33 protein-coding genes are annotated in these 20,225 nt (G+C 61.0%); 4 read left to right on the top strand and 29 right to left on the bottom strand.

The features are described from left to right. Positions 1 to 8: 8 nt before the first annotated feature. Positions 9 to 752 (top strand): sugar phosphate isomerase/epimerase family protein, encoded by a 744-nt coding sequence (locus PLN84_RS05770; protein WP_292382375.1) that lies wholly within the window; start codon positions 9 to 11, stop codon positions 750 to 752. Positions 753 to 757: 5 nt separating this feature from the next. Here PLN84_RS05770 and PLN84_RS05765 read toward each other — a convergent pair whose 3' ends face one another. From PLN84_RS05765 to PLN84_RS05740, 6 genes are all read right to left on the bottom strand, one after another. Continuing rightward, a complete protein-coding gene (locus PLN84_RS05765; protein WP_292558923.1) occupies positions 758 to 1,177 on the bottom strand; it encodes a hypothetical protein in 420 nt (139 codons plus the stop codon). A gap of 6 nt (positions 1,178 to 1,183) precedes the next feature. Continuing rightward, positions 1,184 to 1,969 carry an energy-coupling factor transporter transmembrane component T gene (locus PLN84_RS05760; RefSeq protein WP_292382378.1) on the bottom strand — a complete coding sequence of 262 codons (786 nt, stop codon included), beginning with the start codon at positions 1,967 to 1,969 and terminating at the stop codon, positions 1,184 to 1,186. After that, a complete protein-coding gene (locus PLN84_RS05755; RefSeq protein WP_292382379.1) occupies positions 1,900 to 3,444 on the bottom strand; it encodes an energy-coupling factor transporter ATPase in 1,545 nt (514 codons plus the stop codon). Before PLN84_RS05755 ends, PLN84_RS05760 begins: the two co-directional genes overlap by 70 nt. Next, a complete protein-coding gene (locus tag PLN84_RS05750) occupies positions 3,434 to 4,000 on the bottom strand; it encodes a hypothetical protein (RefSeq protein ID WP_292382381.1) in 567 nt (188 codons plus the stop codon). The genes PLN84_RS05755 and PLN84_RS05750 overlap by 11 nt, the downstream gene beginning before the upstream one ends. A gap of 206 nt (positions 4,001 to 4,206) precedes the next feature. Continuing rightward, positions 4,207 to 4,440 carry a hypothetical protein gene (locus tag PLN84_RS05745; RefSeq protein ID WP_292558922.1) on the bottom strand — a complete coding sequence of 78 codons (234 nt, stop codon included), beginning with the start codon at positions 4,438 to 4,440 and terminating at the stop codon, positions 4,207 to 4,209. Positions 4,441 to 4,467: 27 nt separating this feature from the next. Next, positions 4,468 to 5,460: a histone deacetylase gene (locus tag PLN84_RS05740; RefSeq protein ID WP_292382384.1), complete on the bottom strand. Its 993-nt coding sequence runs from the start codon at positions 5,458 to 5,460 to the stop codon at positions 4,468 to 4,470. Between PLN84_RS05740 and PLN84_RS05735 the strand changes: the two genes are divergently transcribed. From PLN84_RS05735 to PLN84_RS05725, 3 genes are all read left to right on the top strand, one after another. Continuing rightward, the gene (locus PLN84_RS05735) at positions 5,459 to 6,217 is read left to right on the top strand and encodes a GyrI-like domain-containing protein (RefSeq protein ID WP_292382386.1); all 759 of its coding nucleotides are present in this window, start codon (positions 5,459 to 5,461) and stop codon (positions 6,215 to 6,217) included. The genes PLN84_RS05740 and PLN84_RS05735 overlap by 2 nt on opposite strands. A 217-nt stretch (positions 6,218 to 6,434) precedes the next feature. Next, a complete protein-coding gene (locus PLN84_RS05730) occupies positions 6,435 to 7,562 on the top strand; it encodes a V-type ATP synthase subunit C (protein WP_292558921.1) in 1,128 nt (375 codons plus the stop codon). Positions 7,563 to 7,571: 9 nt separating this feature from the next. Next, complete coding sequence (locus tag PLN84_RS05725) at positions 7,572 to 8,216, top strand: V-type ATP synthase subunit D (RefSeq protein WP_292382389.1); 645 nt, start codon at positions 7,572 to 7,574, stop codon at positions 8,214 to 8,216. Here the strand turns inward: PLN84_RS05725 and cmk are convergent. The 23 genes from cmk to PLN84_RS05610 all read right to left on the bottom strand — a co-directional run bounded on the left by cmk (position 8,213) and on the right by PLN84_RS05610 (position 20,223). After that, positions 8,213 to 8,761 (bottom strand): (d)CMP kinase, encoded by a 549-nt coding sequence (gene cmk, locus PLN84_RS05720; RefSeq protein ID WP_292382390.1) that lies wholly within the window; start codon positions 8,759 to 8,761, stop codon positions 8,213 to 8,215. The two genes, PLN84_RS05725 and cmk, sit on opposite strands and share 4 nt — an antisense overlap. Continuing rightward, positions 8,761 to 9,381 (bottom strand): EMC3/TMCO1 family protein, encoded by a 621-nt coding sequence (locus PLN84_RS05715; RefSeq protein WP_292382392.1) that lies wholly within the window; start codon positions 9,379 to 9,381, stop codon positions 8,761 to 8,763. The genes cmk and PLN84_RS05715 overlap by 1 nt, the downstream gene beginning before the upstream one ends. 6 nt (positions 9,382 to 9,387) lie before the next feature. Then, positions 9,388 to 9,963: an adenylate kinase gene (locus tag PLN84_RS05710; protein ID WP_292382394.1), complete on the bottom strand. Its 576-nt coding sequence runs from the start codon at positions 9,961 to 9,963 to the stop codon at positions 9,388 to 9,390. A gap of 366 nt (positions 9,964 to 10,329) precedes the next feature. Then, entirely contained in the window at positions 10,330 to 11,763 is a 1,434-nt protein-coding gene (secY, locus tag PLN84_RS05705; RefSeq protein ID WP_292382395.1) for a preprotein translocase subunit SecY, read from the bottom strand. A 20-nt stretch (positions 11,764 to 11,783) separates the two neighbouring features. After that, positions 11,784 to 12,209 carry an uL15m family ribosomal protein gene (locus PLN84_RS05700; protein WP_292382398.1) on the bottom strand — a complete coding sequence of 142 codons (426 nt, stop codon included), beginning with the start codon at positions 12,207 to 12,209 and terminating at the stop codon, positions 11,784 to 11,786. 5 nt (positions 12,210 to 12,214) lie between these two features. Next, entirely contained in the window at positions 12,215 to 12,676 is a 462-nt protein-coding gene (locus PLN84_RS05695) for a 50S ribosomal protein L30 (RefSeq protein WP_292382755.1), read from the bottom strand. Then, positions 12,676 to 13,293, bottom strand: a complete 618-nt coding sequence (locus tag PLN84_RS05690) for a 30S ribosomal protein S5 (RefSeq protein ID WP_292382400.1) — start codon at positions 13,291 to 13,293, stop codon at positions 12,676 to 12,678. The genes PLN84_RS05695 and PLN84_RS05690 overlap by 1 nt, the downstream gene beginning before the upstream one ends. A 1-nt stretch (position 13,294) precedes the next feature. After that, positions 13,295 to 13,822 (bottom strand): 50S ribosomal protein L18, encoded by a 528-nt coding sequence (locus PLN84_RS05685; protein WP_292382402.1) that lies wholly within the window; start codon positions 13,820 to 13,822, stop codon positions 13,295 to 13,297. Continuing rightward, a complete protein-coding gene (locus tag PLN84_RS05680; RefSeq protein ID WP_292382404.1) occupies positions 13,822 to 14,274 on the bottom strand; it encodes a 50S ribosomal protein L19e in 453 nt (150 codons plus the stop codon). Before PLN84_RS05680 ends, PLN84_RS05685 begins: the two co-directional genes overlap by 1 nt. Further along, complete coding sequence (locus PLN84_RS05675; protein ID WP_292382406.1) at positions 14,267 to 14,695, bottom strand: 50S ribosomal protein L32e; 429 nt, start codon at positions 14,693 to 14,695, stop codon at positions 14,267 to 14,269. Before PLN84_RS05675 ends, PLN84_RS05680 begins: the two co-directional genes overlap by 8 nt. A 5-nt stretch (positions 14,696 to 14,700) precedes the next feature. Further along, positions 14,701 to 15,225, bottom strand: a complete 525-nt coding sequence (locus tag PLN84_RS05670) for a 50S ribosomal protein L6 (protein WP_292382408.1) — start codon at positions 15,223 to 15,225, stop codon at positions 14,701 to 14,703. 14 nt (positions 15,226 to 15,239) lie between these two features. Further along, positions 15,240 to 15,632, bottom strand: a complete 393-nt coding sequence (locus PLN84_RS05665; protein WP_292382410.1) for a 30S ribosomal protein S8 — start codon at positions 15,630 to 15,632, stop codon at positions 15,240 to 15,242. 11 nt (positions 15,633 to 15,643) lie between these two features. Beyond that, complete coding sequence (locus tag PLN84_RS05660; RefSeq protein WP_292382411.1) at positions 15,644 to 15,823, bottom strand: 30S ribosomal protein S14; 180 nt, start codon at positions 15,821 to 15,823, stop codon at positions 15,644 to 15,646. 3 nt (positions 15,824 to 15,826) lie between these two features. Continuing rightward, the gene (locus PLN84_RS05655) at positions 15,827 to 16,330 is read right to left on the bottom strand and encodes a 50S ribosomal protein L5 (RefSeq protein WP_292382412.1); all 504 of its coding nucleotides are present in this window, start codon (positions 16,328 to 16,330) and stop codon (positions 15,827 to 15,829) included. Continuing rightward, the gene (locus tag PLN84_RS05650) at positions 16,327 to 17,052 is read right to left on the bottom strand and encodes a 30S ribosomal protein S4e (RefSeq protein ID WP_292382414.1); all 726 of its coding nucleotides are present in this window, start codon (positions 17,050 to 17,052) and stop codon (positions 16,327 to 16,329) included. The genes PLN84_RS05655 and PLN84_RS05650 overlap by 4 nt, the downstream gene beginning before the upstream one ends. Continuing rightward, positions 17,052 to 17,417, bottom strand: coding sequence for a 50S ribosomal protein L24 (gene rplX, locus PLN84_RS05645; protein ID WP_292382416.1), 366 nt, complete (start codon positions 17,415 to 17,417; stop codon positions 17,052 to 17,054). The genes PLN84_RS05650 and rplX overlap by 1 nt, the downstream gene beginning before the upstream one ends. A gap of 13 nt (positions 17,418 to 17,430) precedes the next feature. Continuing rightward, a complete protein-coding gene (gene rpl14p / locus PLN84_RS05640) occupies positions 17,431 to 17,829 on the bottom strand; it encodes a 50S ribosomal protein L14 (RefSeq protein ID WP_292382417.1) in 399 nt (132 codons plus the stop codon). After that, positions 17,826 to 18,152 (bottom strand): 30S ribosomal protein S17, encoded by a 327-nt coding sequence (locus PLN84_RS05635; RefSeq protein ID WP_292382419.1) that lies wholly within the window; start codon positions 18,150 to 18,152, stop codon positions 17,826 to 17,828. The genes rpl14p and PLN84_RS05635 overlap by 4 nt, the downstream gene beginning before the upstream one ends. A gap of 13 nt (positions 18,153 to 18,165) precedes the next feature. Continuing rightward, the gene (locus PLN84_RS05630; RefSeq protein WP_292382421.1) at positions 18,166 to 18,438 is read right to left on the bottom strand and encodes a ribonuclease P protein component 1; all 273 of its coding nucleotides are present in this window, start codon (positions 18,436 to 18,438) and stop codon (positions 18,166 to 18,168) included. After that, the gene (gene rpmC, locus PLN84_RS05625) at positions 18,435 to 18,638 is read right to left on the bottom strand and encodes a 50S ribosomal protein L29 (RefSeq protein WP_292382422.1); all 204 of its coding nucleotides are present in this window, start codon (positions 18,636 to 18,638) and stop codon (positions 18,435 to 18,437) included. Before rpmC ends, PLN84_RS05630 begins: the two co-directional genes overlap by 4 nt. Next, positions 18,639 to 19,343 carry a 30S ribosomal protein S3 gene (locus PLN84_RS05620; protein ID WP_292382424.1) on the bottom strand — a complete coding sequence of 235 codons (705 nt, stop codon included), beginning with the start codon at positions 19,341 to 19,343 and terminating at the stop codon, positions 18,639 to 18,641. Beyond that, entirely contained in the window at positions 19,343 to 19,804 is a 462-nt protein-coding gene (locus PLN84_RS05615) for a 50S ribosomal protein L22 (RefSeq protein WP_292382426.1), read from the bottom strand. Before PLN84_RS05615 ends, PLN84_RS05620 begins: the two co-directional genes overlap by 1 nt. 5 nt (positions 19,805 to 19,809) lie before the next feature. Further along, positions 19,810 to 20,223: a 30S ribosomal protein S19 gene (locus tag PLN84_RS05610; RefSeq protein WP_292382428.1), complete on the bottom strand. Its 414-nt coding sequence runs from the start codon at positions 20,221 to 20,223 to the stop codon at positions 19,810 to 19,812. Positions 20,224 to 20,225: the final 2 nt, after the last annotated feature.

Below are 20,225 nucleotides of genomic sequence, written 5' to 3'. Positions count from 1 at the left end.
CGGACGCCATGCAGTCGACGAATACGATCGGGTGCTCCACCTGCTGCCTGATGGACCGGGCGCTTGAGGAGGCGCTCGGTCTCATCTCCGGCCGTACGGGTCGTACGGAGATTCTCTCCGACGGCCCTCACTGCCTCTTCCGGTGCGAAGAGGTCTGCCACTCGTTCGATCTCCGCTACACCGTCCATGCGCCGGTCGCCGATATTAACATCGCGTCCGAGAACGAGCACCTGCGCAGGGCGGCCATCAAGGTTCTCGCCGATCTTGCAGAAGTTTGCGACCGGATCGGCGCCGAGCGGCTGGTCGTCCACCCGGGACACATCTGGGGAGAAGAGATGCGGAGCGCCGCGCAGGCCGCTCTCGACCGATCGCTTGACGACCTCGCTGCAGTTCAACATATGGTGGATGTCCGGTTCGCCGTCGAGAACATGGGGGCATGGGAGATCTGTTTCTTCAGGGAACCGGATTTTCTCGACCGCCTTGCCGACCGGGACCTCGGCTTCGCCCTCGACGTGGGGCATGCCCATGTAAACGGTAACCTGGCATCGTTCCTTGAGTGTGGAGAAACGATCCATGTCCACCTGCACGACAACCACGGCCGCCGTGACGAACACCTGGCCTGCGGTGACGGGAATATCGATTTTCGCCGCGTGATGGCCGCTCTTCCACCGGGCGTCACGAAGGTTGTCGAGCCGAACTCGTTTCAGCACTACGAACAAAGCCTCGAACACCTGGGCGGGCTCTCTCCCTGAAACAATCACGGCTCGCGCCCGATCAGTTCTCCCACTGCCGCGCGGAATTCGCGGAACTCCCGCGATGCCTCCGGGCCGGCAGAGCCCGGATACCCATTTGCGCCCCGCACGACGATACTGTGTCCACCCATCTCCATCCGCAGGTGCCAGTAGGTGACGTCGCAGCAGGAGTAGGCAGAGACATACTCCGGCTCCCATTCCCAAACACCGAGCCGGTCGGCGGTCTCGTGGAATCGTGCCCACTCATCCGGTGTGGGCGACGCCTCCATCACCACCCCGGAGTAGCCGCCGGCACTCGCCCACTCATAGAGGAGCCGCCCGTCCACGAGCCTGACGTAGAGGGACGGCCCGGCACTTCCGCCGATGTAGAACTCAAACGCCGTCGGAAGCAGAAAAGAGGGAGTGGGAGATGCACCGTCGCACATATCGGATTATATGACCAGCACAGCCAAATACCCTGCGACGAGAAGCCCCATGCAGCAGATGCCGGCAACATCGGCCCGGCCCGGAGAGAGGTCACGCATCGGCGTCCGCCTGCCGGAGCGGTAGCCCCGGAGATCAATGGTCAGACCAAGGACCGTGGCTTTTCCAAGGGAGTTTGAAACCAGGGGGATGATGATGGGAAAGAGCCCCCGGACTTTCCCGGAGAGGCCCTTCCCCGGGTTGTAGGCCCGGGCGAGCTGTGCCTCGTGGATCCGCTTCCCTTCGAGTTGCAGGCTCGGGATGAACCGGAGCGCAATCAGGAACATGAGCGTGTAGTCCACAGGCATCTTGAGGCGGTCCATGACGTGGACGAGGTCGCGCGGCTGAGTCGATATAACCAGGAGCTGGAAGGCAAAGAGCATCGCCGCGAACCGGAGCGTCATCGCGACGGCGAGGTCGATCGCCCCCGTCGTGACGGGGAAGGCCCCCCCGATGACCGGGACCGATGGCGGGATCAGGTAACCGAGGATACCCCCGCTCCGGATGGTGAGGACGGTGAGGGCAAGCAGGCTTGCCGCAAGAGAGAGCAGCAGAGGCACCTGGCGGAGAAGATCACGGGCGAGCCCCCCCACTACCGCTACGGCTACGACCGCCCCGACAAGGACCGCGAGCATCGCGGTATCGCTCGTCAGCACTGCGAGGGCAACGACGACGGCTGCAAAGATCAGTTTGGTAATCGGGTGGAGGCGGTGAAAGGCGCTCTCCCGGGTGAGATACTGCATAATCTCGGGCATGGTTCCTCCTCGTACATTCTCTCGTCGCCGACGATCCTTCCCTGCTTCATCCTGACGATACGGTCGGCATACTCTTCTCCAAGGTGTATGTCATGCGTCACCATGACGATTGTATGACCATTCTGCCGCAAGCGCTCAAGAACCTCCATGACCCGCTCCGACTCCCGGGCATCGAGCCCGGTCGTAGGCTCGTCGAGCACGATCACGTTCGGCCTCATTGCGATGACGCAGGCGATCGCCAGGCGTTGCCGCTCGCCACGGGAGAGTGACCGCGGGTAGGCTCCCTTCCGGCGGAAGAGGCCGACCTCACAAAGGGCGGCCTCGACTGTCTGTCCCGGGTCTCCATCCGGGTTGATGTTCCGAATACCAAAGGCCACTTCCTCCTCCACGGTCTCTGCAAAGAGCATGGTGTCCGGGTTCTGGAAGACGAGGCCCACGTGGCGCGCAAGTTCCGCTATCGGCACGGTGGCGGCATCCAGCCCGTCGACGACAACACTGCCGCTGGTGGGGCGGAGCAGCCCGTTGAAGTGCTTGACGAGCGTCGTCTTCCCGGACCCGTTCTCCCCGACCACAGCCACGATCTCACCGGGAGCGACCTCGAAGTCGAGACCCCCGATGGCCGTAACCCCATCGTAACGGTGGACGAGCCCCCGGATCGATATGACGGGGAGCACCCCGCCCGGGGAGGCTGCCCCCGGTGCGGGCGGCCGGATACCGCGGATGTCGCCGGCCGTCGGGTGTTGCAGGACGACCTCCTGCATCATCTCCGCGGGGGACCCGACCTTTGTGATCGTGCCGTCGTTAATGAGGACCATTCTATCCGCGACGGCAGCGAGTTCGGTGAGCTTCTGTTCGACGATGAGGACGGCCGTCCCCTCGTCCGCGAGCCGTCGAAGGAGAGCGGATACCGTAGAGGTTGCCTCTGCATCCAGTTCGGCGGTCGATTCGTCCAGAACCAGGATCTCTGTCCCCAGGGCAAGGGTTGCTGCGATGGCGACCCGCTGCTTCTGCCCGCCGGAGAGGGTGTGCGGGGCCCGGTCTGCAAGGTCGGCGATCCCGGTCGCCTCCATCACGTGCCGGAGCCTCTGCTCCATCTCCGCCCTCGGGATACCGAGGTTCTCAAGCCCCGATGCCACCTCCTCCTCGACGGTGGAGAAGATGAGCTGGGCATCGGCATCGTCAAAGACCACGCCGACGTGCCTCCCGATCCCGGCCATGCTCCGGTAGTCCCGGACGCTCTTCCCGAGGATGGTGATCGCGCCCTCGAGCGTGCCGCCGTACTCGTGGTGGAGGATGCCGGACGCCGCAAGGCAGAGGGTCGTCTTCCCCGCCCCGGTTGGACCGGTGACGAAGACGACCTCCCCTCTCCTGATATCAAGGTTGATCCCGTCGAGCGCCGGTGAATCGGAGCCGGGATAGGCGTAAGAGACGCCTCGAAGAGAGAGGGCGGTCTCCCGGCCGGCCTCAGGACTCATCCGCCTGCCTCATGTCCCGCGCCGGGGCCGCCTGCCGGACCCCCCGCATCAGCGCCCGCGATGCCGGCATCTCGAGCGCCTGCGCGACGCCGGCGTTGACCGCCGCGGTGATCAGGACAATCGGCACGGTGACCGCGAGGAACGCTTCAAAGGTCCCGAACTTGCCAAGGACCGTCGGCGCCACGGCAAGGATGGAGATGAGGATGAACGAGAACCCGCTCGCAAAGGTGGCCAGAAGCGTCGTCACCGCCGGGGCGAGGACGAACCGGTCTCTCAGCATCAGGTAGACCCCGAGGCAGGCGACCGCACCGATGGGTTCGCTGACGAAATTCGCGGGCGGGAAGATCGAGTGGCTGAGAAGGGCACAGATGATGCCCGCTACAACGCCGATCCCGATCGCCTCACGGAATGTGGGCACGACCAGTATGATGGCAAGGCTATAGAAGGCGATCACGAGGTTCGATACGATGGGGCCGGGGATCAGGAGGGACATATACCTGATGATAGCCCCTACGGCAAGGAGTATGCCGATGATTGCAATATCTCTTGATTTCATAGTATCCTATCTTTCGAGTATGGTATTCGACGGGCTATGCGGTTTTTAGGACTGAGAGATCAGCAAGGACGCCAACGTGGCTGCGAAAGGGGGCGAGAGCGCTCTCCGGCATCGATGGACCGGGCGGCCGGTCTGGAACCCATTACAAACATCATTGTACAAAATTATACATTATTGTATATATAGATACCTGTGGCCGGGAATCATCACCTCCACGCCAGCCACGCTGCAACGAGAACCGCTCCGGCCGCGGCGAGTACGGCGAAGCCGGATGCCGCTGTGGTCGGCGCGGGGGAGGGTGCGCTCGTCGGGGTCCCCGGCTCCGTGGGCACCGTGGTAGTCGAAGCGGCAGCCCCGTTGCCGGAGTTCCCGGAGGTATCCCCGGGGGCGACGGGAATGGTCGCCACGAGGGTTCCACCACGGTCCGGCGTGCAACTCATCCCCACCAGGGAGACGATGAACCTCCCTCAGAGAGGGACAGCTCGCCCGTCGTCGCCATATGCCTCCACAAGCAGCCGGGTGCTCGTCTTCGGTTTACCGCCGCCGGGCACAACGCGCGCTCCGCCGAGGGCGGCACATATCGCACCGACGGCCCCGGCGTGTGACCGCCCGTAGCCTCCCTCGAGCACAAGGGCGAGAGCCACGGGACTCGCGTCCGCCAGCATCCCGGTCAGAGCCCCGAAGTCGTCGGGGCGGAGTTGCATCGAACCGAGCGGGTCGTCGAAGAGCGCATCCTGACCTGCCGATATCACGACGAGGTCCGGCTCGAACTGCCGGAGTGCCGGGATGAAGATCTCCCGAAAGACCAGGGTGTAGTCGGCGCCGGTCGAACCCGGCTCAAGAGGCGCATTGACGGTATACCCGGCGCCCGCGCCGGCGCCCCGCTCATCCGGCCAGCCTGTTCCGGGGAAGAGCCCTGCCTGGTGGACCGAGCAGTAGAGCACCCGGTCCGAGGTGTAGAACGCTGCCTGTGTCCCGTTGCCGTGATGCAGGTCCCAGTCAAGGATCGCTGCCCGGTCGACCGACTCGAGCGCGCGGGCTGTCGCTACGGCAGCGTTGTTGAAGAGGCAGAATCCCATAGCCCGGTTCGGCCCGGCATGGTGCCCCGGCGGACGGACCAGGGCAAACGAGTGTTCGCCCTCGAGCGCCCGCTCCACCGCCTGCCACGCGGCACCCGCCGCATACAGGGCCGCATCGAACGACCCACAGGTGACGTAGGTGTCGGAGTCGAGGTAGCAGGCCCGTCCGGGAGGACACGCCCTGCAGAACGACCGGAGGGTCGCGATGTGCCGGTGCGTGTGTACCCGGGTGAGGTCCCGGAGCGTCGTCTGCTCCGGGGTGATACGGTAGGCATCAGCCGGCACCCCGGTGAGAGCGGCATCGAGGCGTGCCTGCGACTCGGGGTGACCGGGGTCGTCATGGGCCCGGAAGAGATCCCCCGTAACGACCGAGTATGGCATGGTTATCGGAGGGGTTGACGGCACCGAATATGAATCTTACCTGCCGGACGGGGACCGGGGTATGCATGGCAGCAGGGGACCCGACCGGTTCCCGCTGACCATAACCGGGTGCCTGATGAGGTCGAGTCGTGAGACGAGCGCCGCTCGTGCACCGGAGGTGCAACTCAACGAGGAGCAGGCAGCCCGGCAGAAAGTATTTGAGGTGGGAGGAAAAATCATCAAACGAGGAGATCTCAGACCGCTTATCGGGGGACAGAAGCGGGTGTCAACGATATTGCACAACTGGAGGAGTACGATGCCGAAAGTATCGAACATTGATATCTTCCGTAAAAGGGAGCAACCTACCGTATCGATTCGCACCAGAACAAACGTCGAACATCTACCCATGCTGATCGGCGAGAGTTACTGCAGGATAGCTGATTACCTGAAGGAACTGGGCGAACTTGTCTCAGATGTCCCGTATGTGGCCTACTACAACATGGATATGCAACGTCTTGATGTCGAGATTGGGTTTCCCGTATCGAAGATATTGCCGGGGAAAGGGGACATCCACCCGGGCTCTATCCCGGAAGGCAACGTTGTCTCCTGCATGTATCGTGGCCCATATAGAGAGATGGTCTCGACGTACACTGAGATGGCGAACTGGATAGAGAAGAACGGGCTTAAGCCTACCGGTACCGTCTACGAATGTTACTACAACGGACCCGAGTATCCGGAGAACGAACTATTGACGATGATCGTCATGCCGGTGGTATAAGTCGCAAGCATACCCTGCCATCCCGGTCCCCCGATGAGGTCACCATCTTCTTCGGTCACCCCGGGCCGTTGATACGCTCGACGCCTTCGGCATCGCCAGGGTCTTTCCGACCCTGCAATCCGTTCGAGAGACAGGGTGTGCCGGTGGTCGCTACCCCTCCTTCCTGCGGCCGGACCTCCGGGTGCGCATTTATAAGGCGGGCTGGTAATGGGGGTGCATGCCCCTGCCAGGTATGACCTCTCCGTCGTTCATCTATGCCTGCACCCGGTTCCGGGTCCGGAGGACCGCGCTCCTCCCCCGTGAAGAGTACTTGCGGCTTATGCGGATGAGCATACCGGAGATCATCGCCCACCTCGGTCGGTGCCTGGAGTACGCACGGGAGATTGCGAATCTCACACCCGACTTCTCTGGCGCCCAGCTCATCGAAGAGGCGGTGAACCACAGTCTGGCGCGGTCGTTCCGGAGCAGTATGGCGATCGCTCCCGGAGACCTGCAGATCCTGACCCGTGAATACCTCACCCGATGGGATATAGCAAACGTCATGGCTATCCTGCGGGGCACGGTTCACAACATACCCGGGCAACAGGTCCGCGACCTCCTTATCCCGGCAGGCGAGATCGACAGCGCACTCCTCGACCATCTTCTCTCTTTGACGACCTGCGGCGAGACTATCGAAGCTCTTCAGGACTGGCGACTCTACCCGGTCCTTGCAGAATCCTACCGGGTCTGCGGGGAGAAGGGCGTCTTTGCCCAGATCGAGAACGAACTCTACAGGCACTACTACGCCGGGCTGCTCGATCCCGGCAGAACCAGGTGCAGCGGGTGTCAGGAGTTGAACGCCTATCTCCGGTTTGAGATTGATATCACCAACATGAGGAACCTTCTCCGGCTCCACTGCGCAGAAGAAGCGTGCAACCTTGCGGTCATTGACCAGACCATGATCCCGGGCGGCCGTATTCCCATCAGACACTTCCGGCGGCTCTACGGCATCGAGACGGAGGAGGAGTTTGTCAGCGCCTTCCTGGAGACCGACATCGTTCCGGTCCTGGCCCAGGCGGTGCGCGATCTCCGGCGGGATCCGGGATTCTCAAGCATTGACGCCGCGGAACTGGTCTGGCAACGATGGCACCAGCGTCAGCGGCCCATTCATGAGGTCGAGATAGCAGTCACCCGCATCAGGCTTCACCGGCTGGAGTCCCTCTCCAGGCGTCATCCGTTCTCGATCCTGCCGGTGCTTGCGTACCTGGAGCGGAAGAAGTACGAGGTGGCGAACCTGCGGGCAATCGCGCGAGGAAAGGCGTTCGGTCTGCCGACCGAGCGGGTATGGCAGTACATCGTCCTGTGAGGAAGCACCATGCCGGTTGATGAGATCAAACCCACCCGGGCCGGCCTCCTGATCGTCAGGCGGCGGATGGCTCTTGCTGAGCGGATACATCGACTCCTCGCGATGAAACTCGACGGTATGATGCTGGAACTGGTCAAACTCACCGACCGGGCCGCGTTGCAGCGCCGAGAACTCGAAGAACAATATACCCGGGCCCGGGAGATGGTGGCGGTCGCCGCCATGATGGAAGGGGCGACGGGAGTGCTCCTTGCAGCGCTCTCGGTGGAGACCACCCCGATCTACACGGCCCGGCAGAAGAACGTCTTCGGGGTCCGTCTTCCGGAACTCGAACCGGTGATGGTGAAGAAGACGCTCGAGCAGCGGGGTTACGGCATCCTCGGGACCACGTCGGTCATCGATGACGCCGCCGATGCCTACGAGGACCTCCTTGAAACGATCATAGCAAGTGCCGAACTCGAAGGAGGCGTCAGGCGACTGCTCGACGATATCGAACGGACCCGGCGGCGTGTGAACGCACTGGAGTTCAAGGTCATCCCGGAACTCACCCAGTTGCGCCGGTTCATCGAGGATCAGCGCGACGAGATAGAGCGGCAGGATCTGGTGCGGCTCCGGCGCATTAAAAGAATAAAAGCAAAGAGAGCAGAGAAACCCTAGAGGGTCTCGGGCTGCTTCTGCCGCGCGAGGCACCCGATTGCGGTATCCACAATCGTCCCGAGGGCGCCCACGCCGAAGGTCTCGGACGAGAGGACGATATCATACGAAGAGAGATCGTCGATCTCGATACCGTAGTAGTTCCGGTAGCGGGTGGCCTCGGAACGCTGCCGGTTCTCGGTGTAGACCCGGGCCCCCGCTTCGTCCATCCCGTCACGGCCAGCGATTCGCTTCGCCCGGCAGGAGAGCGATGCGGAGAGCCAGATCCGGAGATCGGCGTTCTCGATCATCCGGCCCGAGAGCCTGCCCTCGATGATGATGTTGTCGGCACCTTCGCCGATCTCTTTCTGCCGGGCGTCGATCATCCGGTCGACGGAGGGATCGTTCTCTGCGAACCTGCCGAATTCAGCAAGGTCCATGCCGTGCTCCCGGGCGAGCTGGCGGAAGACCTCTCCCGCAGAGATGAGGTCAAGCCCGTACTTCCCGGCCAGGGAGCGGGCGAGCGACGTGGTGCCGCTCCCTGGCGGGCCGCTGATGGTGATCCGCATCAGAGCCCTCCGATGTTGAGGGATTTCCGGATCACCTGGCTGATGGTCAGCGAGCAGATCATGTACCAGAGGATCCAGGCCGGCACGATCCAGAACGCGAAGCTTGAGAGGCCAACGGCTCCAATGAAGGGCAGCACAATGCCGCTCGCGATGGTGGTCGGCGTGCCGATCGGCGGGAGCCGTAAGAGGAGCCAGAAGAAGATCGGGACAGACAGCACGAGGATGATCGCCATCGGAGTGAACTGCTGCCGGGAGATGTCAAGCTGGTCCTGCATCATCCGCTCCTGTTTCCCCTGGAGTTTCTTGACCCTCTTTTCGTCTCCGGAGAGCTGGGCCTCCCGGAACTCCTTCTGGAACACCCGCATCTTCGCCTGCGTCTCCTGCATCTTCTCGTAGTCGATGGTGTACTTCTGGACGAGCGACGAGTAGAGGCCCGTGATGCTCGAGAGGATCAGGATCATGACGAAAAACGGGACGCCGAGGGTATCGATCAAGGGGCCCAATACTACGTCCATCCCCTGACCGACCGTCACCCGTATCCATTCGACGCTGTACGAGAGCATCACGAGCATGGTAAAGATGAGGGCGATCGTCGGGCCGTGCTTCTTCAGGTCCGCCATATCAGGTTACCTCAGCACACTCACCAGGTCGTCGATGCCTTTCTCGAGCAGGAAGTTTTCGTTCTTGACGATCTTGATGGTGCAGCCGGTGTACATTGCATACGCCGCGCTAACAGCGCGGTTGAACTCCTGGTGCTCGGTGATCTCCCGGGCTCCTTCCATGTCGCGGACCCTTGAGGCGTCACCGAGCCGGCGCATCAGGATCTGGTCCGGGTCGGTCTCCACCAGCACGACCATATCAGGCATCAACTCGCGGAGCACCCATGCAGGCAGCCCCGCGAGGAAACCCGCCGGGGTCTTGACGCTGCTGTGAGTATCGATGATGATGTTCGCATCGGCGCTCATGGCAGCGATCCCCGAGGCAGCCGCCTGCTGGAGGCGTTTCTGGTCATCTTTCCCGAGCTTGCGCATCTCATCGCGATTCGAGACCAGGTCTTCATTCCTGGCCACATCAAACATGAACGTGCCGAAGTTGACGGCCGTGTAAGCAACGCCCTCGGCCGCCAGTCTCTCCATCGCACCGTTGATGACGGTAGTCTTCCCGACACCGGGAACTCCTGTTACGACGACTTTCTTCCCCAACTCTATCACTCCATGTAGATTGTAGTTCAGTATAAAATAAATCCACGCTTGAAGAGTAATCTCTTTCGGAATCACTCGGGGCCCGGGCGGGCAACCAGGCGAGAAAATGAGTTGCTGGGCAGATATGGGAGTTGTGAGCCCCCGCGTGGTCTGGTCAGGGGGAGAGCAGGTCTTCTGGACTGATTTTCCAGACTGACTCCAGATCCTATCCGGGATATGGATCTCTCTCCGGACTCACTCCCAGTCGAAAAAAGTGCTGAGGCACCTCTGAGCAGGAGGAGGACATTCCCGTCGAAGCGAGCGCTTCGCGCCGCTTCTCCCAGAATGACTCCTCCGGCCCGACCCTCCCGGGTCGGGCCTTCGGACTTACTCCTTCCCAAAGAACGACCGCATGAACGGGTACATCTCCATGATCTGCTGGCTTGCGATCTCCTCGTAGAGCCGGTAGGTGATACTCACCGCAAGCAGCAGTCCCGTCCCGCCGACCGCACCGACGATACCGAAGAGGTTCGCGACGACCGAGAGGAGCCCGATGAACACACCGCCGATGACGGTGATCCGGGGGATGTAGCGGTCGAGGTACTTCTCAAGCACCTGGGCATTCCGGCGGTACCCGGGGATCTGCATCCCACTCCTCTGGATCTGCCGTGCCACGTCCTTTGAGTCGAGACCTGCGGTCTTGACCCAGAAGAGCGCGAAGATCGCACCCCCGACCACCATAACGACAGTATCGATTCCCATGCGCAGGAGGATCTCCCAGGGGGCATGCCCGAGATCGGCAAGCCACCACATCCAATCCTGCGGCTGGTTGATGGGAGCAATATACCACATGAAACCGTTCATCGGTGTCTGCCCCTCAAACTCACCGAAGATGGTTATCCCGGCATTCGAGAGGAACATCCCGATCATCTGGATGTTCGCCTGCAGCACCCGGACCAGGATCATCGGCAAAACGCTCGCATAGATGAGTTTCACCGGGAAACGCGCGCGGGCGCCGCGGACAGCGGTATGCGCAAGCGGGATCTCGATACGGGTCGATTCCACGTAGACGATGATCATGAAGATGGCGATCGTCGTGACGAGGGCGAGCAGGTCCGTACCGAAGTACTGGAGGAAGTCGGCTCCCGACGTCGCCACGGCGAAGAGCCGCGGGAAGAATCCTATCGGGAAGGGGTCAGTGCCCGTCTGCCAGTTCAGGAAGCCGTTCACGAGACCCTGGGACACTCCTGCAACGATGAAGAGCCCCACCCCTGATCCGACACCCCACTTGGTGACGACCTCATCCATCAGCATCACCAGAAGGCCGCCGAGGCAGAGCTGGAGGAAGATCAGGAACGAGACCGCAAGCATATTCCCGCCGAAGAACTGCATTGCCACCGACGGATCGGGCAACATCAGCCCGCTCGCGACCATGGGGAGCGCTTCGACGATGATCATCACGAAGATGAGCATCTTCTGCAGGCCCATGTACATGACCTGACCGCGTGCTTCACTGGTGTCGATCTGCAGGAGTCCGGCGCCCTTGAGCAGCTGCAGCACGATCGATGCGGTGACGATCGGCCCGATACCGAGATGCAGGAGCGAACCGCTCGCACCAGCGAGCAAGGCACGGTACATTCCAAAAATATCCTGCGACTGCGCAGAGAGTCCGAAGATATCAATATTCGTCAATGAGAAGTAGAGGAGCAGAATCGCAAGTGTCCACATCAATTTGTTCTTGAAGTGGACGTGCCCCTCCGGGCTTCGGACTGCAGGCATCGCTGCAAGGATGGGTTCAAATCTATCCAGCAGATCTCCCATGATTTCACCTAAAAAGAAGATCAGGCGGTCGTTGCCTGACCGCCCATCTCCTCAATCTTTGCCCGGGCTCGTTCTGAAAACTCCCGGGCGGAGATACTCATCTTGTGGGTGACTCTTCCGCCACCGAGCACTTTCTCAATACCGATCTCAGTGGCGTCGAGGGTGATGAGATCACCCTCCTGGGTGGCAAACCCCTCACGGAGCAGCGCTTCGGCCATCTGGTCGATATCACCGATATCTAGAGCAGATACCGACACAGAGGTCTTGTTGACGAACCCGTGCTTGCCATTGGATATCTCACCCTTCAGGTAGAAGTGGGAGAAGCGGTGGTCCCGCTGCCCGGCTCTACCCCGTCCACCCCTGTTACCGGCGCCACGCCGGTTCTTGTGCGTGCCGCCGCCACAGGTTCGTGAACCCCGATATTTGGTTCTCTTGTTTACGGGCATCAGTCTCACCTCATCTTGTAGAGGAGATCGTTGATCTCGGGACCATAGTAGCCAAGAGCCCCACCCTGCTGAAAGGTTCGCTTGATGGTTTTATAGCCCTTTCGTGGAGGGTGCAGTCTCAGCACCGGCTTAATCTCAGTCAGATCGCGGAAGCTTGCCTCGCCACTGCAGAGCGCCGTTGCAAATTCGTCGATGCCGGCATATGGGGTATGCGCACGGACGTATTCGTCGGTCAGCCGCTCGTCTCCGGTCAGCCTGCCCCGGGTGCGCAGGAGGGTGGCCAGAGTCTCTCCGGTCACCTCGCCGTACGCCACGAAGTCCTTGACCTTGCGGATCATGCCCAGGTACGCGGGGGTATCGGGCACGAGGACGCAGTGGTTGATATGGTGCAGACGGAGCATCTTCAAGGTGTCCTTGATCTCGCGGTTGGTATTGACCACGCCGCGCACCTGCACTACCGCGTACATCACTCTTTCCCTCCGATCCGGACGATATTCGTCTGCTTGAGTGCCTCAAACGTCGCCTTGGCGTAGTTGATGGTCGTCCGGGTCTGCCCCCGGTTGAAGGCCCAGACATCCTTGATGCCTGCAAGCTGCAGGACCTTCTTTGGAATATCCCCGGTCACGAGACCGATTCCCTGCGGGGCAGGCTTCAGCGTCACCCGGACACTGCCCGCCTTGCCGGTCACCTCGATGGGGATAGAGTGGGCGGTGTCACAACCGCACTCCCAGCTCCCGCATCCACGGGAGACCTTGACGAGATTCTGTTTTGCGTTTGCTATCGCTTTCTGGATCGCGTTGCCGACCTGGACATCCTTGCCCTGGCCGAACCCGACGTAACCGTTCCTGTTCCCGACCACCACGACGGTGCGGAACTTTACACGGCGACCCGAGTCCGTCATCCGCTGGACCATGTTGATGTCCAGCACCTCGTCCTCCAGGTCGGGCAGGAGGATATCGACAATCTGGGGCTCCTTGATCGGCCTGCCGCTTGCGAGCACCTCATCGATACTGGTGATCTCGCCTGCAGCGACCATGCGCCCGAGACCGGTGAGCGGAATCCATTCTTCCTGTACGTATGCCATGTCACACCAGCTCCTTCTTGATGGCCAGAGCCACAGCCTCTACATTTGCCACCAGGTTGCCTGCCTTCTCAGGGGCATACCCGGCGATGTGTGCACCTTTGAGCCGCTCCTCATCGGGGAGGATCGATTCACCATAGGGAACGTCGAGACCGCCGTCCACTGCCCCCTTGAGGGCAGCAAAGACGCGTGCTCCGGGTTTCGCCCGGGCGAGCCCGATATCCAGGATACCCTCTTCATACCCTGCGTTCAACGCCTTGATCGCAAACAGCATCCCGGTCAGGTAGGCTGCCGGGGTGCTGGAGGTCGATCCCTCGTAGCCGAAGTCGGCAAGCTCAGCCGAGTATGCAGCCACCAGGGTGCGGTCTCCCTCAATCTCGGGGACGACCAGCTGCACGATGATCTGCCGGTTTGTCTTCCGGACGACCATCCTGGGGCTTCCTGATGACAGGAGCGACATCCGCTTGTAGTAATCAGTCTTGCCCTCGTGCCTTCTCCGGAAAGGCACGAAGTATCTTGGGCCGGTTGCCATTATCTCATCCTCCCTGCCATCGTCTCAACATGAGATGCAAGATGCGACACGCTCCGGAACTGCCCTCCGGAAGCCCGCCGGTACATCACGCGATAGAGACTCCGCTCGATTGTTCCTTCGTCGCGCATCTCGCGCAGCGTGCGCCGCTGCGCCCGGATCTTGCGTATCCATGCCCGCTTGCTGGGGCCACGTGCTCCAGCGGCGCCTTTCCTCCGCCCCGGTCCTTTCCGGTGGCCGTAGGAACGCTTTGCCATCCGTGCCCGGGCCCTGCCGCGGCTATTCCCCTTCACGACGTGAGCCTTGATCACGCCTTCGCCGATCAGCTCGCGCAGGTCGTTTCTGGAGATAGCCGCCTCGATATCAGCCTGGCGCTCAGGATCGAACCAGACACGGTTGGCACCGCACTTGAGAATAGCGGCTGCCATTCGCCTCTGACTGGCGAGATCACTCATCTTCGTTCACCTCTTCTTCGCTTTCCGCAGTCGCGGCCGCACGGGTAAGATCCTTTGCATTCAGCACCTTAAGCCCCAGTTCCAGGGCCCGTGCCTGAATCTCCCCACGCTTTCTGTTTCCTACGGATCCGCCGATCCGGACAGCCTGAACCTCCGGGTTCAGTCCCGCAAGTTCTGCCGGCGTAAAGACCCGGACCTCCTCATAGCCGCTCGGATGCATGCCGCGGATTGCAGCAGGGCTCCCGTATCCCGGCCGGGGAAGGGCGCCTTTCGCGCTGAACTGCCGCCTCTGCTTGTTTTGCAGACCGCGTGGACGCCGCCAGACGTCTGCCAGTCTCGATTTGCGGTGAAGTCCCCGCCTCTTGAAGGCGGGCTTGTTGTGCCGGGTGCGGACGCGGATCAATCTTCTAGTCTCATCCATGCTCTTCACGCCCTCTCGGTGATGTAAACGCCGTCCTGGAACACCCGGGGATCACGTTTCGTGACCCTGGTTGCGTGCTCGATGTTTGCGGCCGTGTTGCCCACCTTCTCCTTATCGATACCGGTGAGAGTCACTTCGTCGTTCCCAATCTTGACGGTGACGCCTTTGAGGATCTTTGCTAACCGGGGCTGTTTCTCCCCAAGGAAGTTGTTGATCTCGAGGCGATCGCCCTGCTGTTTGAGCTGGATCGGGAAGTGACTATAGACCACCTTCATGCGATACTCGTAGCCTTCGACGACACCCCGGAACATGCTCTTCACATGTGCCTCAAGCGTGCCGCTCATGGCGAGAAACCGCTTCTTATCGGATGCCGTGGAGACGACAACTTCGCCGTCCCCGACCGTGACATCGATCTGCGGGAAGCGTATATCACGAACCAGCGTGCCCTTCGGTCCCGAGACCGTGAGCATGCTGCCCTCGAGCGTGACGTTCACACCGGGAGGGATCTCGACCTGTCGTGTTATTCCCATACTCTTCCCCTCCTTTAGTAGACGTATCCCAGCAGTTGCCCACCGATACCCTCGCCCCGGGCCTCGGCGTGGGAGATAACTCCCTTCGAGGTGGAGACGATCAGGATACCGAAGTTCTTTGCGGGGAGGTACTGCGACTCCCAGTATTCCATATCGGCCATCGCTACCGGGAACCGGGGGGTGATGGCGCCACACTTATTGATCGTTCCGGAGAGTTGGACCCGGAACTGGCCGCCGCGGCCGTCGTCGATGAACTCGAAGCTGCCGATAAAGCCGTTTTCCTGCATAACGCGGAGCATTGCACCGAGAAGCTTGCTGGCGGGTTCGACAATAACCTCGTTCTTTCCAGCGTCGCCGGCATTCTTGATCGTGCTCATCGCGTCAGCGATTGGATTCAGTCGTGCCATTTCTCTAACCTCTAGTTCATCTTCTTAAAGCCCATCTTCCCTGCCCATTCGCGGAAGCACTGTCGGCAGAAGTAGATGCCGTATTTACGCACAAGGCCCTGCTTTCTGCCGCATATGCGGCACTCGTTTGCACCACGGCCGAACTTCTTTACGTTCTCGCCTGCTGAAGGTGCTCCTGATGCATCTGCCATTCTTTACACCTCCACCTGGTAGTGCTCGCGCATGAACGCGATGGCTTCCTCTTTATTCACTTTCTGGTCGGCCGGCAGTTTCCTGCGCTCGACGGCCCTCCGTGCAATCCGAACGCCTTTGCGCTCGAGCACCACGTTGACGTCCATACCATAGATGCCGATCGCCGGATCGTAGGACATGCCCGGGAAGTCCGTGTGCTCTTCGATACCGAAGGAGACGTTGCCGGTCTGGTCGAACTGCGAGGTTGCAAGCTGGCGCTCGATGATATCAAGCGCGGTCGTGATGAACTTCTCGGCATTCTCCCGGCGCAGGGTGACCTTGCACCCGATGGGTGCGCCCTTCCGGATACCGAACGCGGGCTGGGTCCGCTTTGCGATGGTGCGGACGGACTTCTGGCCGGTGATCTTTCTCATGAGATCCTCGGCTTTGACCAGCCGTTCACCGCTCTCTCCGACGCCCATGTGCACAACGACCTTGTCGATGTAGATATCCTGCATCGCGCTCATGCCAGTGCCTCCAGTTCAGGTGCAATCGCGGAGCGGCCGACCATGAAGACGTACTCCTCGATGGTCTCAAACCGGGTTCCGGTCGAGTCGTCCGTGAGGATGACGCGGTTCGGGACGGAACTTGCGGTCTTGATAATCTCGACGATCCTGCCGACCTTTCCGGAGTGCTTTCCACCGACGATTGTGGCCACGTTGCCTTCTGTGAAGGGGAAGTGGTCGACGATGCGGAACCGGTCTTCGCCGTCACCAAGGGTCACGACGATGGAGTCTTTTGCCTTGTAGGTGTTGTCGGCGAGGATGTTCGCACCGAACGCAAGGTTCAACTGCACCTTGCCGCCGCGGACCGTGGTCTTGTTCTGGACCTTGCAGAGCCGGGTCTTCGCAGACTCTGCCGAAATCTCGACGGCGACCAGGTTGCCCCGCATATCGAGCTGAATGCGGTAGTGTTTCCCGAGCTTCGGGATCGAAACGATGTCGAATACGCCAAGGCCCATCTGCGGGTTCCGGCAGGCCCGCCCGTTGACGATGATGTCACGCTGGTGCAGGATCTTCCGGACCTCGCTCGCATTCTGTGCAAGAACGACGTGCTCGCGGAGCCAGACGCCTACCGGCAGAGCGCCGGCGTTGTGGGGGCCCGGGGCGGTCTTCATGACGAATTTCTGTACTTTCTTCGGGATATGCCAGGATTCCGGCGCTACCAGCCGCTTGAGATAATTGGACATTATGCTCCGCCTCCGAGTCTCTCCTCACGTAGTTTGTCTTTCAGGTTGAGCTTCGTGATCTGCACGTTCGAGGGATCAACCGGCCGGGGAACCTCGGTTCCGTCCGACTTCGTCACCATCACGCCGTGCACGACCAGCCGGCACATCTGCATATCGACCGCATCGACGACGCCTTCATCGCCGGCGAAGTCTCCACGAAGCACCTTGACGGTATCGCCCTTGACCACACGGGTCCGCCGGGTATTGTATTTGCCGCGGAGTTCGGGGGCAAGCGGTGCGGAGAGGAACCGGCCCCGGGTGTGGTTCGGCGCGTTATAGCGTGCCTTACGCTGTTTTCTTGGTTGTTTGCTTACTATGCGTACCATGCTTCACCACACCTTAGACGATTATCGTCGCCATGGAGGCGATCTTCGGGAAACGCTCTGCGATCTCGCGAGGGACGGCACCCTTGATCTCCGTTCCCTTCGGCTCGCCGCGCTCGTTGATGAGCACCATAGCGTTGTCCTCGAACGAAAGCCGGATGCCGTTCGGGCGGCGGATCTCCTTCTTCTGCCGGACGACCACAGCTTTCTCAAGTTTCCTCCGCATATCGGGAGTGCCTTTCTTGACGCTCACGGTCGCGATGTCGCCGACACCCATGCAGGGCTGCCGCCGCCGGACACCGTGGTAGCCGTCAACCGAGACGATCTCCACGAGCCGTGCGCCGGTGTTGTCGGAGCAGACCATCCGGGAGCCGGTGGCGAGGGCGCGAGGAATGGTCGACTGCATTGCCTTCATTCCTTCATCACCTCGACCACCACGAAGTTCTTGGTCTTTGAAAGCGGTCTGCATTCCGCGATCCGGACCACATCACCCACACCCGCATTGATACAGGGTGTGCTGTGGGCGTGGTACCGGGATCTGCGCTTTTCGTACCGCTTGTATTTCTTGACGTAGTGGAGGAACTCACGCTCCACGACGACGGTACCGTTCATACGGTCGCTCACGACTTTGCCGGTAATCACCTGGCCGCGTACCGGCAAAGTGCCGTGAAACGGACAATTTGCGTCCTCACATTCCGTTTCCGGAAGGGGGACGTCCAACCCAATGTTTCGTGCCATTATTCATCCTCGTTTATCTGATGCGCATACTGATCCGCCGTTCCGGCTGTGTCTCGAGGCTCGAACCGTCCAGATCGACGGTCGTGCCGTCCGGGAGCCGGAGGCGGAATACGCTGCACCGTTTTGGTATCCGCGTCTCTCCCTGCCCGGTCTGGATGACCAGGGTGTTTCTGGTCTCATCGACGATGCGACCAGACACCCCGACATGACCCGGGTTGCTCGCGCGGGCGACCAGAACGTCCAGGCCGATCAATTCGTGCCGCAGGACGTTCTGGGGAGAGATCATGCGTTCCTCCGTGCATTCTGCTCGGTTCGGATGCGCGCGATCGTTCTCCTGACCTCGCGAATCCTCCCGGGGTTCTCGGTGGCACCGCCGGCGCTGACTTTCCCGCGCTCCTGAATCAGTTCGAGGGAGAGTTTCTGCTCCTGCTCGAGGAGCTCGACATCGGAGAGTTGCTTCACTTCCCGTGCGCGAAAGATTGCCATCTATCTCTCCTCCGGGTATACCTCATCGGAGGTCTCCTCGAACTCTTCCTCGAAGACCTCTTCGCCGACCTCTTCGGTCTCGATCAGCTCGGCCGGAGCCTTCTTGGGCTCCGGCTCGAGAACGTCAAAGGTATCGGGCAGCCGGGCATCCGGCGGGACAATCTTGACCTGAACCCCGATGGTCCCGAGTTTCTTGATCGCAAGCGCGTAGCCCTTCTCGACGATCGTCTCGCTGGGCTCACCACAGTGCTTGACGTAGCCCTCGGTGAACTTCTGGGTCCGTGACCGGGCGCCCGTCAGTTTCCCGGCGACGACAACCTCGCAGCCGAGGGCACCGGACTCCATCACCCGGCGAATCGTACTCGATCCGGCCTTTCGGAAGTACCAGCCCCGCTCAAGAGCGTTTGCAAGCCGCTCAGCCATGATCTGGGCGTTGAAGTTGGGATTCTGGACCTGCTGGACCTCCACCTGCGGAGACTCGATCTCGTAGTCGGTGGCGAGGTCCTGTGTGAGCTGGCGGACCTGTTTGCCGCCTTTCCCGATCACGATACCGGGCTTCTCTGCAAAGATAGTCACCTGGGTGCCGAGCGGCGTCCGGGTGATGTCCATGCCGCCGTATCCCGCCCGCTTGAGTTCCTTCGTAAGGAACTTCTCGACACGGACGTTACGCACGCCGTCAGTGATAAATTTTTTCTCGATTGCCATTACGCCACCTCAGTCACTACGATCTCGATGTTCACGGTCTCCCTGCGTTTCGGGGTGGCGCGACCCATCGCACGCGGGAAGAACGCCCGGAGGCCACGGCCGGCGTTCGCGGCAACGTGGTCGATCCGGAGGTTTGCGGTATCAAGGCCGATGTATTCGGCGTTCTTCTCGACAGACTCGAGCAGCCTGATGTAGGCTTCTGCAGCCTTGACCGGGTACCGGCCTGCCGCCCACTTCTGGAGGCCGCGCTTGTGGGCGACGTTGCGGTTGAACCGCTTGAAGGGGATGGCCTTCTTGAGCGCCACCACTTCAGTAAGGTATGCCTTTGCTTCGACAGTGGTCATGTTCCGGATGAACCTGGCAATCTCGATCGAGTGCTTGGGAGAGACGGGAAGCTCGTTCGCCTTTGCGCGAGCGACGTTCTCGCCCTCAATCTTTGCTGAATACTCTGTTCGTGCCATAGCCATCACTTCAGCGGTACGTACTTACTCGACCGGGTTGCACCGATACCGGCGCTGCCGTGAGAGACCCTCCTGCGGGTCAGTGCAAACTCTCCAAAATAGTGGAAGACCGCCTCAGGCTGGATCTCCACCTTCTGGAACTCCTTCCCGTTGTGGATCTCGATCGTCTTGCCGATCATCTCGGGCAGGACGACCATGTCGCGCAGATGGGTGCGGATCTTCTCGTCTCCTGACCGGAGATCGGCGAGGAGTTTCTCGTGTTCCCGTGAGAGACCGCGATCAAACTTCCTCCGTGCCCGGGCCGGCATGATCGGCATCAGCTCGGAGAGAGCCATCTGCTGCAGGTCCTCCATGGAGTGGCCGCGATAGGTGAATTCCTCACGCCGCCGCGGCATTCGCTTTTGTGTCTTCTTTGCCATGA

The organism is Methanoculleus sp., assembly GCF_035363275.1.
GTDB lineage: Archaea > Halobacteriota > Methanomicrobia > Methanomicrobiales > Methanoculleaceae > Methanoculleus.
The sequence above is the reverse complement of the archived record's forward strand: the minus strand, read 5'-3'. Positions and strand labels throughout refer to the sequence as shown.